We start from the raw sequence: 14,054 nt of genomic DNA on the forward strand, positions 1-14,054 counted from the left end.
CCCCGGGCCCTGCACCGCCGGGGTAGGGCCAGGCATACCTCCGTACACCCGCCAGACCGATGGCTCCGCCCCGCGACCGCCGCCTACGGTGAACCCCATGTCGCCCCGAACCCCCTGGCAGGCCCTCACCCGGGCACGGTATCCGCGGACCGTCTGGCCTTGGCGGTCCGCCGGGTATCTGGCGACCGGGGTGCTCACCGGCGTGCCCGCGCTGCTCGTCCTGCTGCTGCTCGTCGTCTTCTCGTTCGTGCTCGTCGGGCTCCCGCTGCTCCTCCTCGCCGGCGTCGCCCTCGGCGGCATCGAACGCCGCCGGCTCCGGCTCGTCGACCTCGACCCCGCCGCCGACCCCCACCGCGTCCCGGACGCGCCCGGCCTGGCCGCCTGGCTCCGCGTCCGCGTCCGCGAGCAGGCCACCTGGCGGGAGCTCGCGTACGCCGTCCTGCACACCACCGTCCTCTGGCCGCTCGACCTGATCGTCCTTGCCGTCGCCCTCGGACTGCCCGCCGCCCTGATCAGCACCCCCCTCCAGCTCGCCGTGGACGGCGAGGAGGCCAAGGTCGTCAAGGCGTACCTGGTCACCTCCTATCCGCAGGCGTTCGCCGCCGCCCTCCTCGGGGCCGTCCTCCTCGTCGCCCTGCTCTACCCGCTGGCGGCGCTCGCCGGCGCCCGGGCCGCCGTCAGCCGCGCACTGCTCGCACCCCGCGAGGCCGAGCTGCGCGAGCGGATCGGCGAGGTCACCGCCTCCAGGGCCCGGCTCGTCGACGCCTTCGAGGCGGAGCGGCGGCGGATCGAGCGCGATCTCCACGACGGCGCCCAACAGCGCCTGGTCGCCCTCACCATGACCCTCGGGCTCGCCCGGCTCGACGCCCCGCCCGGCCCGCTCGCCGACCGGCTCACCGAGGCCCACGCGGAGGCCGGGCGGGTCCTGACCGAGCTGCGCGAACTCATCCACGGCATCCATCCGCAGGTGCTCGCGGACTACGGCCTCGGCGCGGCGCTCACCGACGCCGCCGACCGTTCCGCCGTCCCCGTCGACACCGACATCGATCTGCCCCGGCTGCCCACCGCCGTGGAGAGCGCCGGGTACTTCGCCGTCTGCGAGGCCCTTGCCAACATCGGCAAGCACAGCGATGCCACCCAGGCCCGCATCACCGCCCGCCACGGGGACCGGCGGCTCCGTCTCGTCGTCGAGGACGACGGGCGCGGCGGGGCCGACCCGGTCCGCGGCTCCGGGCTCACCGGACTCGCCGACCGGCTCGCCGTCCTCGATGGCACACTGACGATCATGAGCCCGCCGGGCGGGCCGACCGTTCTAGGAGTGGAGATTCCGTGCCGACCGCTGTCCGAGCCCTCCGCGTCGTCCTCGCCGAGGACAGCGTCCTCCTCCGCGAGGGCCTGATCGGTCTCCTCGCCCGGTTCGGGCACGAGGTCGTGGCCGCCGTCGGCGACGCGGACGCACTGCGCGCGGCGGTCACCGAGCACGATCCGGACATCGTCGTCACCGACGTGCGGATGCCGCCCGGCTTCCAGGACGAGGGACTGCGCGCCGCCGTGGCGCTGCGGGCGGAGCGCCCGCGGCTGCCCGTCCTCGTCCTCAGCCAGTACGTGCAGCGGACCTACGCCGCCGATCTCCTGGACGCGGGGGACGGTACCGGTGTCGGCTATCTGCTCAAGGACCGGGTCGGCCAGGTCGAGGAGTTCCTGGACGCCCTCGCCCGGGTCGCCGACGGCGGCACGGTCGTGGACCCCGAGGTGGTCCGGCAACTGCTGCGCCGCCGCCGCGATCCGCTGGAGGCGCTGACGCCGCGGGAGCGGGAGGTCCTGGGGCTTGTCGCCGAGGGGCATTCGAACGGGGAGATCGCACGCAGGCTGGTCGTCACCGAGGCGGCCGTCGGCAAGCACATCGGCAACATCCTGGGGAAGCTGGACCTGCCGCCCGCGGAGGAGACCCACCGTCGGGTCCTGGCCGTGCTCACCTACCTACGGGCGTGACGCGAAGGCGGGACACGACGCCGGCAGCAACAGCGGCAGCGACGGCGGCACACGAAGAAGCCCCCCGCTTCCGCGAGGGGCTTCTTCCGTCTGTGCGCCGCCAGGGACTCGAACCCCGGACCCGCTGATTAAGAGTCAGCTGCTCTAACCAACTGAGCTAGCGGCGCCTGCTGACAGAGAAAATACTACCTGGTCCCCAGGGGTGGTTCCGACCGCCACCCCTGAGGACTGGATCACAGCCCCTGATCGGCCCCGATCGGTGCCCCGATCGGCTCCGATCTCCCTCAGATCGCCAGCGACAGCACCACCGGAGCCGCCCTGCGGTTCAGCGTGTCGGCCGCCGAGCGCAGCCGGTGCGCGTGCTCGATCGGGAGCGAGAGCGCCAGGCAGCCCACGGCCGCGCCGGCCGTGAGCGGGACCGCCGCGCAGACCGTGCCCACCGCGTACTCCTGGAGGTCGAGCACCGGGACGGTCGGCGGCTGACTGTCGAGCTTGGAGAAGAGCACCTTCTCGTTGGTGATCGTCCGGGAGGTCAGCCGGGCGATCTTGTGGCGCGAGAGATGGTCCCGGCGGCCGTTCTGGTCCAGCTGGGTCAGCAGGCACTTGCCGACCGCGCTCGCGTGGGCGGCCGAGCGGAAGTCCACCCACTCGTTGACCGCGGGCGTCCGGGGGCCCGCGGCGAACTGGGTGATCTTCACCTCGCCGTCGATGTACCGGCTGATGTACACCGCCGCGCCGACGGAGTCGCGCAGCTCGGTCAGGGTCTCCTGGAGTTTGCCCTCCAGGGCCTCGCGCCGGGTCAGCCCGGATCCCAGCAGGACCAGGGAGTCACCGATCACGTAGGCGCCGTCGGCGACCTGCTCGACGTACCCCTCGCGGCGGAGCATCAGCAGCAGGGACGACAGATGGGCGACGGGCAGACCGGTCTCACGAGCGATCTGGACGTCCGTCACCCCGCCACCGTGCCGTGAGACCGTCTCAAGGACGCGCAGGGCGTATTGCACCGAGTGGAACGGCGCAGTGGGCTCGGGCTTCAGCGCCACGGTTTCCCCCTACCAGGTTGTGACCGCAAGCTTCCGTACCACGATAGCCGTCAAGCTCCCTTTTCGGGGCGGCTGTTGGCGAGAATGATGTGGCACCCCAGCGGCCTACGCTGGGGCGCACCACCCTGGCATATGCCACGGTCACAGAACCTTAAGAGAGCCTGAGGTCAGAGCACCGCGCCGAGGAACTCGCGAGTACGCGCGTGCTCGGGATCCGAGAAGATTTTTTCCGGGGAACCGGACTCGATCACCTGTCCCGCGTCGAACATCAGGACCTCGTCCGAGATGTCCCGGGCGAAGTTCATCTCGTGCGTCACACAGATCATGGTGATGTCCGTCGTCGCCGCGATCTCCCGGAGCAGGTCCAGGACGCCCGCGACGAGCTCCGGGTCGAGCGCGGAGGTCACCTCGTCGAGCAGGAGCACCTTCGGCTCCATGGCGAGCGCCCGCGCGATCGCGACCCGCTGCTGCTGGCCACCGGACAACTGTGCGGGCCTGGCCTCGCACTTGTCGGCGAGACCGACCATGTCGAGCAGCTCGCGCCCGCGCGCCTCCGCCTCCTCCCGGCTCTTCCCCAGCGTCCGGACGGGCGCCTCGGTGATGTTGCGCAGCACGGACATGTGGGGGAAGAGGTTGAAGTGCTGGAAGACCATCCCGATCTTCCGCCGCACCTCCCGCCGGTGCTTCTCGTCCGCCGGGTACAGCTTTCCGCCGTTGACCCGGATGGTCCCCGCGTCGGGCTTCTCCAAGGTCATCAGCAGCCGCAGGATCGTCGTCTTGCCGGAACCGGAGGGTCCGATCAGGGTGACGTGCTTGCCCGGACGGACCGAGAAGCTGAGATCGTCGAGGACGGTCTGGTCCCCGAAGCGCTTGGTGACGTTCTCGAATCGTATGAGCTGGTCAGTGGGCAAGGCGGCGCTCCAGAGTGCGGAGAAGAAGAGAAGCGGGATACGCGATCAGGACGAAGGCCACGCCGACCACCGTGAGCGGCTCGGTGTACTGGAAGGTGGCCGCGGACTCGAGCCGCGACTGCTGGAGCAGTTCCAGCACACCGATTCCGGCCAGGATCGGGGTGTCCTTCAGCATCGCGATGACGTAGTTGCCGAGCGCGGGAGTGATCCGGCGCAGGGCCTGCGGCAGGATCACCGTCAGCCAGGTCCGGTGGCGCGGCAGGCTGAGCGCCTTCGCCGCCTCCCACTGCCCGACCGGCACGGCGTCGATACCGGCCCGGTAGACCTGCGCCGTGTACGTCGAGTAGTGCAGCCCGATCGCGAGCGTGCCGGTGGCCAGGGCGGAGAGCTTCACGCCCCACTCCGGCAGCACGAAGAAGAGGAAGAAGAGCTGCACGAGCAGGGGAGTCGTGCGGATGAACTCGGTGACGGCGTGCACCGGCCAGCGCACGAGCCGGCTGGGGGCCCGGAACCCCAGCGCCCAGACCAGGCCGAGCGTGAACGAGATCAGCGAGCCGAGGGCGAGCACCTGGAGGGTGAGGAGCACGCCGTCCCAGAAGCGCGGAAGGAAGTCCGCCACCGCGGACCAGTCCCAGTTCACTTGGCCACCACCCCCAGGTTCGCCTTGCTGCGCCGTTCCAGCGCCTTCATCGAGCGGGTGATCACCAGGGCGATCACGAAGTACACGACCAGGGTCACGGTGTAGATCCCGCCGCTCTCCTGGGTCGCGAGCCGCACCAGATAGGCGGCGAAGGACACGTCGCCGACGCCGAGCAGCGAGACCAGGGCGGTGCCCTTGAGCAGCTCGACGAGGAGATTGCAGAAGGGCGGGATCATCTCGGGCACGGCCTGGGGGAGCAGGACGAGCCGCAGCCGCTGCCAGGGCGTGAAGCTGAGGGCGACCCCCGCCTCGCGCTGCGCCTTCGGTACGGCGTTCAGGGCGCCCCGCACGACCTCGGCGCCGTACGCCCCGTAGGAGAGGCCGAGCGCGAGGATCGCCGCCCACATCGGAACGAGCTGCCAGCCGGCCAGCGGCGGCAGCACGAAGAACAGCCAGAACATGAGGATCAGCGCGGACGTGCCACGGAAGACCTCGGTGTACAGACCGGCCAGGAAGCGGACCACGGGGGAGCGGTGGGTACGGGCGGTGCCGACGGCGAACGCGACCAGCGCGGCGAGCGCGGCGGAGGCGACCAGGAGCTGGAGGGTGATCCAGATGCCGGGCAGGACCCAGTTCTGCCAGAGTCCCGCGGTCATCGGCACAGCTCCTCGGCGGTCAAGGGGGTCATCTCGGCCTCGGTGAAGCCGAAGCGCCGCAGGATCCGGAAGAGTTCGCCGCTCTTCTTCATACGGTGCAGCTCGGTGTTGAAGGCGTCCCGCAGGGCGGTGTCGGTGGGGCGGAAGGCGAAGCCGCCGCCGTCGATCTTCCGCTTCCCGTCGACGACGGCGGCGAAGGGCTCGGTGGCCTCGGCCTTGGCGGCCCTGCCGGCCACCAGGCGGGCGGTCAGGGCAGTGGCGGCGAAGGCGTCGACACGGCCGGACTCGACCGCGTTCAGGCCGGCGACCTGGTCCTGGAGGATCACGATGTCCTTCTCCGGGTACCCGGCGGCCACGGCGTGCGCCATCTGGGCGTACCCGCTGCCGGTCGCGAAGCGGGCCTCGGAGCGCACCACGTCCTCGTACGAGCGCAGGTTCTTCGGGTTGCCCTTGCGGACGATGAAGCCGTCGAGCATCTGGTACTCGGGGTCCGCGAAGAGCACCTGCGCGCACCGCTCCTTGTTGATGTACATCCCGGCCGCGACGGCATCGAACTGCTGGGAGCCGAGCCCGGGTATCAGCGAACCGAAGTCGGTGGCCACCGGCTGGACGTCCCGCACGCCGAGCCGGCCGAAGATCACCCGGGCCAGCTCGGGGGCCTCGCCGGTGAAGGCGCCCTGCTCGTCGACGTATCCGTACGGCACCTCGCCCGCGATGCCGAGGCGGACGGTGCCCTGGGATCTCAGCCGGCCGAGGGTGTCGCCGGAGGCGACACGGGCGCAGCCGGACGCGCCGACCGTCGCCGCGCCGGCGGCGGCCGCGGTCCCCCACAGCACCGACCGTCGCCGTATCTGGTTCGTAGTTCGAGGCATGGGCGCGCGGCTACCCGAAGCCGAACGGCTCATTCCTCCTGATCCGGCGGAAGCCCGCGGAATAACCGGAGACAGCCTCCTGTTCTCATTTCCCGTACGTACGTCTATGGGCAGAAGGGTCGTCAACGGTGAGCGACGCGATTCGGGGCACGGCACACGGGGACTCGCCCGTACCGCTGTCCGTACTGGACCTGGTGACCGTCGGCAGCGGGCGGACCGCGAGCCAGGCGCTGGCCACCAGCGTCGAGATCAGCAAGCTCGCCGAGCGGCGCGGATATCACCGGCACTGGGTGGCCGAGCACCACTCCATGCCCGGCGTCGCCTCGTCCTCGCCCGCCGTGATCCTGGCCCATCTCGCCGCCCACACCCGCCGCATCCGGCTCGGCTCGGGCGGTGTGATGCTGCCCAACCACGCCCCGCTGGTGATCGCCGAGCAGTTCGGCACGCTGGAGGCCTTCGCCCCCGGCCGCGTCGACCTCGGCCTCGGCCGCGCCCCCGGTACGGACGGCGCCACGGCCGCGGCCCTGCGCCGGACGCAGACCCTGAACGAGGGTGCGGACGATTTCCCGCAACAGCTCGCCGAGCTGACCCGGTTCCTGGACGACGACTTCCCGGACGGGCACCCGTACGCCCGGATCCACGCCGTGCCCGGCCCGGTCCAGGGGCCTTCCGGGCGCCCGCCGATCTGGCTGCTCGGCTCCTCCGGTTTCAGCGCCCGCCTCGCCGGGACGCTCGGCCTGCCGTTCGCCTTCGCCCACCACTTCTCCGCCCAGAACACGATCCCCGCGCTCGACCTCTACCGGGACTCCTTCCGCCCCTCCGAGGTCCTCGACGCGCCCTACGCGCTCATCGGCGTCGCCGCGCTGGCCGCCGACGACCCGAAGGAGGCCCGCCGTCAGGTCATGACGGGCGCGCTGTCGATGCTGCGGCTGCGCATGGGCCGGCCCGGTCTGATCCCGACGCCGGAGGAGGCGGAGGCGTACGCCTTCAGTCCGACAGAGCGGGACTTCGTCGAGGGCTGGCTCGCGAACATCGTCCACGGGACGGCGGACGAGGTCCGGACAGGTCTGGACGATCTGCGCAAGCGCACCGGAGCCGACGAGCTGATGATCACGGCCAACGCGCACGGCGGCGATGTCCGGTCGCGCAGCTACGAGTTGATCGCGGACGCCTACGGCATGCCCGAACTCGGCTGAGAAAGTCGGGGGTTGGTTCAGTCCGGAACGCCAGGCTCCGGCACCCCTAAGTGAACCTTAAACCGCTCGTCACCGATGGTGGCGGGCGGTTCGGTTTTGTGCTGCATCGCTCTGACAAGGGGTTTCGCCGACTAATTGGTCTAGTCCTCAATCTGGTTCAGACCATTGACGTGCTGTTCACACACGGGCTATCACTTCACCAACTCCCGTCTCGCGTCACCCCCTCGGAGGCCGAACGTGCACCCCCGTAAGCCATTGATCGCCGCGCTCGTGAGCACGGCCCTCGCCGCAGGCGCGCTCGCCGCGACCGTCGGCCTCGGCTCCGCCCAGGCGGCCGACACCGTGACCACCGCCGCGGCCGCCGACGGCAACGTGCGCATCGCGTACTACGACCAGTGGAGCGTGTACGGGAACGCCTTCTATCCCAAGCACCTCGACACCCGGGGCATCGCGAGCAAACTGGACATCATCAACTACTCGTTCGGCAACATCCACCCCACCAACCTCACCTGTTTCATGGCCAACAAGGCCGCAGGTGACGACAACAACCCCAACGCGGGCGACGGTGCGGGCGACTCGTACGCCGACTACCAGAAGTCCTTCAGCGCGGCCGACAGCGTGGACGGCGTGGCCGACACGTGGAACCAGCCGATCGTGGGCGTCTTCAACCAGTTCAAGGAGCTGAAGGCGAAGTACCCCCACCTGAAGATCAACATCTCACTCGGCGGCTGGACCTACTCCAAGTTCTTCCACGACGCCGCGAAGACGGACGCCAGCCGCAAGAAGCTCGTCTCGTCCTGCATCGACCAGTACCTCAAGGGCAACCTGCCGGTCGAGGGCGGCTTCGGCGGCGCCGGCACCGCCGCGGGCATCTTCGACGGCATCGACATCGACTGGGAGTACCCCGGCTCCGAGGGCGGCCACCTCGGCAACCACTACGGCCCCGAGGACAAGCAGAACTTCACCCTCCTCCTCGCCGAGTTCCGCAAGCAGCTCGACGAGTACGGCGCGGCCAACGGCGGCAAGAAGTACATGCTGACCGCGGCCCTCCCGGCCGGCCAGGACAAGATCAAGCACATCGAGACGGACAAGATCGGCGCGTACCTCGACTACGCGAACATCATGACGTACGACATGCACGGCGCCTGGGACGGCGACGGGCCGACGTACCACCAGTCCCCGCTCCACTCCGGCTCCAACGACCCGACCGACCCCATCGCGCCGGGCACCGAGAAGTACTCGATCGACAACGCGATCGACTCCTGGATCGACGGCAAGCCGGCCTACGGCATCGCCGGCGGCTTCCCCGCCAACAAGCTGACGCTCGGCTACGAGTTCTACTACCGCGGCTGGAAGGGTGTCCCGGCGGGCAGCGCCAACGGCCTCGCCCAGTCCGCGACCGGCGGCTCGGCCGCCCGTCCGCTCAGCCAGCAGGCCGGTATCGCCCACTACAAGGAGCTCGGCGGCATCGTCGACAACGCGGCGACCACCTTCTGGGACGACCAGGCCAAGTCCTCGTACTTCTACAAGGACGGCGAGTTCTTCACCGGCCTGAACCAGAGGTCCATCCAGGCCCGGGTCGACTACGGCAAGCAGCGCGGCCTGGCCGGGGCGATGATGTACTCGCTCCTCGGTCTGGACAACAACATCACGCTGCTGAACCAGATCAGCGCTGCCCTCGGCGGCACCACCGTCCCGCCGACCACGCCGCCCACGACCCCGCCCACGACGCCTCCGACCACCCCGCCCACGACCCCGCCGACCACGCCGCCCACGGGCTGCGGCTCGGTCCCCGCGTACGTGGCCGGCACGGTCTACAACGGCGGCACGGTCGTCTCCCACAACGGCCGCAAGTGGCTCGCCCAGTGGTGGACCCAGAACGAGACGCCCGGCACGACCGGCGAGTGGGGCGTCTGGAAGGACCAGGGCGCCTGCTAGCCCACCCCGACCGCTCGGCGGGGCGCCCGTCCGCACCCCGCTGAGCACCACATGACCACTGCCCCCGCCCGGAACGTCCCTCCGGCCGGGGGCAGTTCCATGCCGGTCGACGGGCGGGGCTCAGACCGCGAGCGGCGAGGTCCCGATCAACTCCGCGATACGGTCCGCGGCCACCGCGCGGGAGTACAGCCAGCCCTGCCCGGTGTCGCAGCCGATGCGCCGCAGCCGGGTCGCCTGACCCGAGGTCTCCACGCACTCGGCGGTGACCGTCAGACCCAGCCGGTGGGCCAACTGCACCAGGGCCTCCACGATCAGCTCGTCCGCCGGGTTGGCGTGCGCCTCGTCCTGGAAGCCGCGGACGAACGATCCGTCGAGCTTCAGGACCGACACCGGCAGCCGGCTCAGATACGCCAGGTTCGAGTACCCCGTGCCGAAGTCGTCGATGGCGATCCGTACGCCCATGTCGCTCAGCGCCTGGAGCGCCTGGAGCGGGCGGCCGGCCGAGCCCATCACCGCGGACTCGGTCAGTTCCAGCTGGAGCAGATGCGGCGCGAGACCGGTCTCCGCCAGGATCCCCGCGACATCCGCCACCAGGTCGGAGTCCCAGACCTGCCGTACGGCCACGTTGACGCTCACGAACAGCGGCCGCTCACGCGGATGGTCCTTCTGCCACTGCCGGGCCTGCGTGCACGCCGTGCGCAGCACCCACCGCCCCAGCTCGACGATCGAGCCGTCCTCCTCGGCGATCCCGACGAACCGATTCGGCGGAAGCGTGCCGAACTGCGGATGGTTCCAGCGCACCAGCGCCTCCACCCCGTGCACCGCGCCGTCCGCGAGCCCGACGAGCGGCTGGTACTCCAGCGCGAACTCCCCGCGCTCCACGGCCGGGCGGAGGGTGGAGGAGAGCGCCTGCCGGGTCATCCGGTGGGCGTTGCGCTCGGGGTCGAAGAGGGTCCAGCGCGCCTTGCCGTCGGCCTTCGCCCAGTACAGCGTGGTGTCGGCGGCCTGCATCAGACCCGTCGCGGTCGTCCCGCGGGCGCCGCGCTCCACCACCCCGATCGAGGCCGAGACGGAGAGCCGCTGCCCGGCGAGGTCGAAGGGCCGCTGGAGCGCGCAGAGGACGGACTGCGCCAGATCCGCGAGCTGTTCCGTGCCGGTGGAGTCCTCGACGAGGATGGCGAACTCGTCGCCGCCGAGCCGCGCGACCAGGTGTCCGCCGCTCCTCGTGTACCCGTCGTTGTCCGCACACTCCGTCAGCCGGGCGGCCACGGCGGCGAGAAGCCGGTCGCCGACCCGGTGCCCGAGCGTGTCGTTGACGGCCTTGAAGCCGTCGAGGTCGAGATAGCAGAGGCCGATCCGCCCTGTTCCGCCATCCCTGTACGACTGGTGTGACTCGTACGACTCGTAGGACTCGTACGAGGGGTGGGACGGGTGCACGTGGAACTCCCCCGACTCCTCGTCCAGGCAGGCCGCCGCCTCCAGGGCCGCCGAGAGCCGCTCGAAGAACAGCGTGCGGTTGGGCAGCCGGGTGACCGGGTCGTGCATCTGGAGGTGGCGCAGACGGGCCTGCAGCTCGCGCCGGTCGCTGATGTCCGCGACGGAGAGCAGGACGCGGGGGCTGTCGGGCACGGGGGCGACGGTGATCTCGGCCCACAGCGAGCGCCCGTCGGGGTGCTTGAGCCGGCGCGTGCAGCGGAAGCGGGAGCGGCGGCCGCGCAGGACCTCGCGGTACGCGTGCCAGGTGCGGCCGTCCGAGGCGAGGTCGACGAGGTCGGCGGCGGCCTGCTCGCGCAGGGCGCCGGCCTCGGTGCCGAAGAGGGTGCCGAGGGCGTCGTTCGCGGAGACGACGAGCCCGTCCTGGTCGACGACGGCCATGGCGAGCTGGGCGGCGCGGAAGGCGGCGCGGTGGTCACGGAGCTCGGCGAGCGCGGCGAGGTCCGTGGGCGCGGCGGGTTCCGCGGGTGTGGCGACGTCTGCGGGTGCGGCGACCTCTGCGGGCGCTGCGGGTGCCGCGTCGCTCTCTGCGGGTGCCACGGGTGCCACGGGTGCTGCGGGTGGTGCGGCTTCTGCGACTTCTGCGTCGACCGGAAGCTCGTGGTGACGCTCCGTGATCGGAGGCGCGGGCTCCCGTGCGGGCGAGAGCTGGGTGTGCACCGGTCCTTCGGGGGTTCCGCTCACCGCTCGCTCCCGTAGTGCAGTCGGGCCGTAAGGGACGTGGTCGGGATGGGTCGGCCAAGGAAAGTGTGCCGATCATAGAGGCTGGCCCCAGGGCCGTTCCAGCTTCATGGGCGCCCTCCGGTCCCACGGAGGCCGTGAGCCTGCCCCCGGCATCATCAGGCCGATCGTTTCTGCGCGGGTCTGACGCGGGACGGAGGCGGCCTGACCGATTGTGACGTTCCGTGAACTGTTGCGCGCTCGTGTCGTGTCGTCGCCATGTCGCGCGCTCACCCGACTGGGGCAGCGGAAAAGTGCGAAACACCGCAAACCATCACAAGGTGGGTGGGGTGTCCCGCATTCGGAAGCCGGAGGTCCATGTGAGGGGTCAGCAGCCACCCGGGGGAGTGGAGCGCGCGCGGCTTCGAGCCTCCGCCGCGGCCTTCACCTCGCTCGTGGCACTCGCCGCGACCGGGCTCGTCGCGGGCCCCGCGGTGGGCGCCCCCTCGGCCGGGCCGTGCGCCCTGCCCCGTACCGCCGCACACCACTCCCTCGGCCTGGACACCTGGAACGGCTCGTACCCCCAGCCCGTACGCTCGCTCGACGCGGTCATGATCTTCCTGTCGTTCCCGGACTCCACCCCGCTGACCGCACCCGCGGACCTGGCCGCCGACCACTTCCCCGGCACCAGCGACTTCTTCCGGCGCGCCTCGTACGGCCGCTTCGCGCTGCGCGCCGACACGCAGCCGGAGTGGACCACGATGCCGAAGGACTCGACGTCGTACGCCATACGGCGCGACTGGGACGCGGCGAAGCGGACGGCGTATCTGCGTGACGCGCTCCAGGCGGCCGACGGGAAGGTCGACTTCTCGCGGTACGACATCGTCTATCTGGTCGCCGACCCCGATGCGCCGGGCGTGGACTCCGACGCCACCAAGGTCGTCAACCTGGAGCATCCGGTCACGGTCGACGGCAACGAGATCAAGCGGGTCGTCACGGTCTTCGAGCGGCACCCGCCGGACCGGAACGTGCTGGCCCACGAGACCGGGCACGTCTTCGACCTGCCGGACCTCTACCACCGGCCGATGGACGGCAAGGGCGACTGGGACACCCATGTGGGGGACTGGGACGTCATGGGCAGCCAGTTCGGCCTCGCCCCCGAGCCCTTCGGCTGGCACAAGTGGAAGCTGGGCTGGCTGGAGCGGCGCCAGGTGATGTGCGTGCAGGGGCCGGGGTCCCGCCTGTTCAGCCTGGAGCCGCTGGCGGCGGCGCCGGTGGCCGGCGGCACGCTCGGCAACCGGCTCGCGGTCGTACGGACAGGTCCCGGCACGGCGCTCGCGATCGAGGCGCGCGGCTCGACCGGCAACGACCAGGACACCTGCAAGGAGGGTGTGCTGATCTACCGCGTACGGAACGAGGCGGCGTCCGGAGAGGGGCCGATCGAGGTCGTGGACACCCATCCGCGGACCGAGGCCTGCTGGGACCGCTCGGTGTACCCGCCGCTGGCGGACGCGCCGCTGGGCGTGGGCGAGACGTTCACGGTGCCGGGGGACGGCACACGGGTGGAGGTCGCGGACCGGACGCCGGCGGGGGCGTGGACGGTGAAGGTGACGGTGCCTCCGCCGTCGCTGTAGCCGTCGCTGTGGTGCTCGCTGCCCTCTGCAACGAAAAAGCCCCTCGCTTTCGCGAGGGGCTTTCTCCGTCTGTGCGCCGCCAGGGACTCGAACCCCGGACCCGCTGATTAAGAGTCAGCTGCTCTAACCAACTGAGCTAGCGGCGCCTGCTGACGTCGTAGACCTTAGCATCCTGATCGGCGGGAGGAAAAATCGATATCCGCACGTCGGCGGCGGAGGTGGTGCGGGCCGCCCGGACGCAGGCCCAGAGCATGACCTCGGGGCCCGGCAGCCAGGGGTGACGGGTGTCGGGGGCGACGACCCAGCGGGGGCCGGCGGGGTTCTGCGGTGTCAGCGGGGGGATGGTCACGGCGTCGCCGGTGCCGTGGCAGAGCGGCGGCGGAACGGTGTCACCCCACTCCTCCCAGTGCAGCAGGGCCGGTAACCGCTGGGCGGTGCCGGGCGCGGCGAAGAGCAGCATCCGGCCGCGGTGGACGGCGACGGGCCCGGAGCCCGGACCCTCCGCCCAGAGCCGGTCGAGCATCCGGCGCCCGAAGATCGGTTCCACGTTCACGACGTCGAAGACCGTCCCGCAGGGGAGGACGGCGGGGGCGGCGGGGCGGGACTCCCAGAGCGCGAGAGTGGAGCGCGGGTACGCGGTGGCGGAGGCGAGCCAGTCGGCGCCGGCGGCGGTGACGTGCGCGGAGTGATGGCGGCGGTCGTCGGTGTCCCGGAGGAACCGGAAGATGTCTTCCCGATCGGTCCGCCGCTCGTCGGTGTCGCTCTGGGCGGGGCTCAGGGGTGTCTCGTCTCGCAGCCATGCACTCATGACGTCAGATCTACCGCCAGTGACGACCCGGTTTCCGCGTGTTGCCGGAAACCCGGACAAGGGTGGTGCGAGGGGAGTATCTTTCGCCCCGGCATATGCCAGGCGCGGGTGGCGGGGGCGCATGGCGCGAACGGGGGCGCGGGGCGGGTGCCCGAGCCCCGGCGCGCCCCGAACGCCGCCGCGCCCCGCGAGCCCCAAGGCGCCCCTCGG

At 71.1% G+C, this 14,054-nt stretch carries 12 protein-coding genes and 2 tRNA genes; 5 read left to right on the forward strand and 9 right to left on the reverse strand.

Translation table 11 applies throughout. The features are described from left to right. Positions 1 to 97: 97 nt before the first annotated feature. A complete protein-coding gene (locus ACFY8U_RS18320; RefSeq protein WP_389571209.1) occupies positions 98 to 1,399 on the forward strand; it encodes a sensor histidine kinase in 1,302 nt (433 codons plus the stop codon). Beyond that, positions 1,330 to 1,992, forward strand: a complete 663-nt coding sequence (locus ACFY8U_RS18325; RefSeq protein ID WP_361603032.1) for a response regulator transcription factor — start codon at positions 1,330 to 1,332, stop codon at positions 1,990 to 1,992. The genes ACFY8U_RS18320 and ACFY8U_RS18325 overlap by 70 nt, the downstream gene beginning before the upstream one ends. 93 nt (positions 1,993 to 2,085) lie before the next feature. On the opposite strand, the gene ACFY8U_RS18330 is transcribed toward ACFY8U_RS18325, so the two are convergent. The 6 genes from ACFY8U_RS18330 to ehuB all read right to left on the reverse strand — a co-directional run bounded on the left by ACFY8U_RS18330 (position 2,086) and on the right by ehuB (position 6,114). After that, positions 2,086 to 2,159 (reverse strand) — tRNA-Lys (locus ACFY8U_RS18330). A 117-nt stretch (positions 2,160 to 2,276) separates the two neighbouring features. Then, positions 2,277 to 3,035, reverse strand: a complete 759-nt coding sequence (locus tag ACFY8U_RS18335; RefSeq protein WP_260229692.1) for an IclR family transcriptional regulator — start codon at positions 3,033 to 3,035, stop codon at positions 2,277 to 2,279. 167 nt (positions 3,036 to 3,202) lie between these two features. After that, a complete protein-coding gene (ehuA, locus tag ACFY8U_RS18340) occupies positions 3,203 to 3,946 on the reverse strand; it encodes an ectoine/hydroxyectoine ABC transporter ATP-binding protein EhuA (protein WP_361673573.1) in 744 nt (247 codons plus the stop codon). Beyond that, positions 3,936 to 4,586 (reverse strand): ectoine/hydroxyectoine ABC transporter permease subunit EhuD, encoded by a 651-nt coding sequence (ehuD, locus tag ACFY8U_RS18345; RefSeq protein WP_361603026.1) that lies wholly within the window; start codon positions 4,584 to 4,586, stop codon positions 3,936 to 3,938. The genes ehuA and ehuD overlap by 11 nt, the downstream gene beginning before the upstream one ends. Continuing rightward, entirely contained in the window at positions 4,583 to 5,242 is a 660-nt protein-coding gene (ehuC, locus tag ACFY8U_RS18350; protein WP_389571214.1) for an ectoine/hydroxyectoine ABC transporter permease subunit EhuC, read from the reverse strand. The genes ehuD and ehuC overlap by 4 nt, the downstream gene beginning before the upstream one ends. Further along, a complete protein-coding gene (gene ehuB / locus ACFY8U_RS18355; RefSeq protein ID WP_389571217.1) occupies positions 5,239 to 6,114 on the reverse strand; it encodes an ectoine/hydroxyectoine ABC transporter substrate-binding protein EhuB in 876 nt (291 codons plus the stop codon). The genes ehuC and ehuB overlap by 4 nt, the downstream gene beginning before the upstream one ends. Positions 6,115 to 6,242: 128 nt before the next feature. Here ehuB and ACFY8U_RS18360 point away from each other — a divergent pair, with 128 nt between their 5' ends. Next, a complete protein-coding gene (locus tag ACFY8U_RS18360; RefSeq protein ID WP_389571220.1) occupies positions 6,243 to 7,310 on the forward strand; it encodes an LLM class flavin-dependent oxidoreductase in 1,068 nt (355 codons plus the stop codon). Positions 7,311 to 7,547: 237 nt separating this feature from the next. Then, the gene (locus ACFY8U_RS18365; protein WP_389571223.1) at positions 7,548 to 9,248 is read left to right on the forward strand and encodes a glycosyl hydrolase family 18 protein; all 1,701 of its coding nucleotides are present in this window, start codon (positions 7,548 to 7,550) and stop codon (positions 9,246 to 9,248) included. A gap of 120 nt (positions 9,249 to 9,368) precedes the next feature. Here the strand turns inward: ACFY8U_RS18365 and ACFY8U_RS18370 are convergent, their stop codons facing one another. Next, positions 9,369 to 11,426 carry a putative bifunctional diguanylate cyclase/phosphodiesterase gene (locus tag ACFY8U_RS18370; RefSeq protein ID WP_389571225.1) on the reverse strand — a complete coding sequence of 686 codons (2,058 nt, stop codon included), beginning with the start codon at positions 11,424 to 11,426 and terminating at the stop codon, positions 9,369 to 9,371. A 326-nt stretch (positions 11,427 to 11,752) separates the two neighbouring features. Here ACFY8U_RS18370 and ACFY8U_RS18375 point away from each other — a divergent pair, with 326 nt between their 5' ends. Beyond that, a complete protein-coding gene (locus tag ACFY8U_RS18375) occupies positions 11,753 to 13,036 on the forward strand; it encodes a M6 family metalloprotease domain-containing protein (protein ID WP_389571228.1) in 1,284 nt (427 codons plus the stop codon). 72 nt (positions 13,037 to 13,108) lie between these two features. Here the strand turns inward: ACFY8U_RS18375 and ACFY8U_RS18380 are convergent. Both ACFY8U_RS18380 and ACFY8U_RS18385 read right to left on the reverse strand, forming a co-directional pair. After that, a tRNA-Lys gene (locus tag ACFY8U_RS18380) sits at positions 13,109 to 13,182 on the reverse strand. Continuing rightward, a complete protein-coding gene (locus ACFY8U_RS18385) occupies positions 13,173 to 13,844 on the reverse strand; it encodes a bifunctional DNA primase/polymerase (RefSeq protein ID WP_389571231.1) in 672 nt (223 codons plus the stop codon). The genes ACFY8U_RS18380 and ACFY8U_RS18385 overlap by 10 nt, the downstream gene beginning before the upstream one ends. Positions 13,845 to 14,054 lie beyond the last annotated feature (210 nt).

This window comes from Streptomyces sp. NPDC012508, from assembly GCF_042902595.1.
Taxonomy (GTDB): domain Bacteria; phylum Actinomycetota; class Actinomycetes; order Streptomycetales; family Streptomycetaceae; genus Streptomyces.

What these genes read in the sequence shown, in the direction of transcription:
- ehuB (WP_389571217.1), bottom strand. Translation starts at nt 6,114, where the DNA reads ATGCCTCGAACTACGAACCAGATACGGCGACGGTCGGTGCTGTGGGGG.
- ACFY8U_RS18385 (WP_389571231.1), bottom strand. Translation starts at nt 13,844, where the DNA reads ATGAGTGCATGGCTGCGAGACGAGACACCCCTGAGCCCCGCCCAGAGC.
- ACFY8U_RS18320 (WP_389571209.1), top strand. Translation starts at nt 98, where the DNA reads ATGTCGCCCCGAACCCCCTGGCAGGCCCTCACCCGGGCACGGTATCCG.
- ehuC (WP_389571214.1), bottom strand. Translation starts at nt 5,242, where the DNA reads ATGACCGCGGGACTCTGGCAGAACTGGGTCCTGCCCGGCATCTGGATC.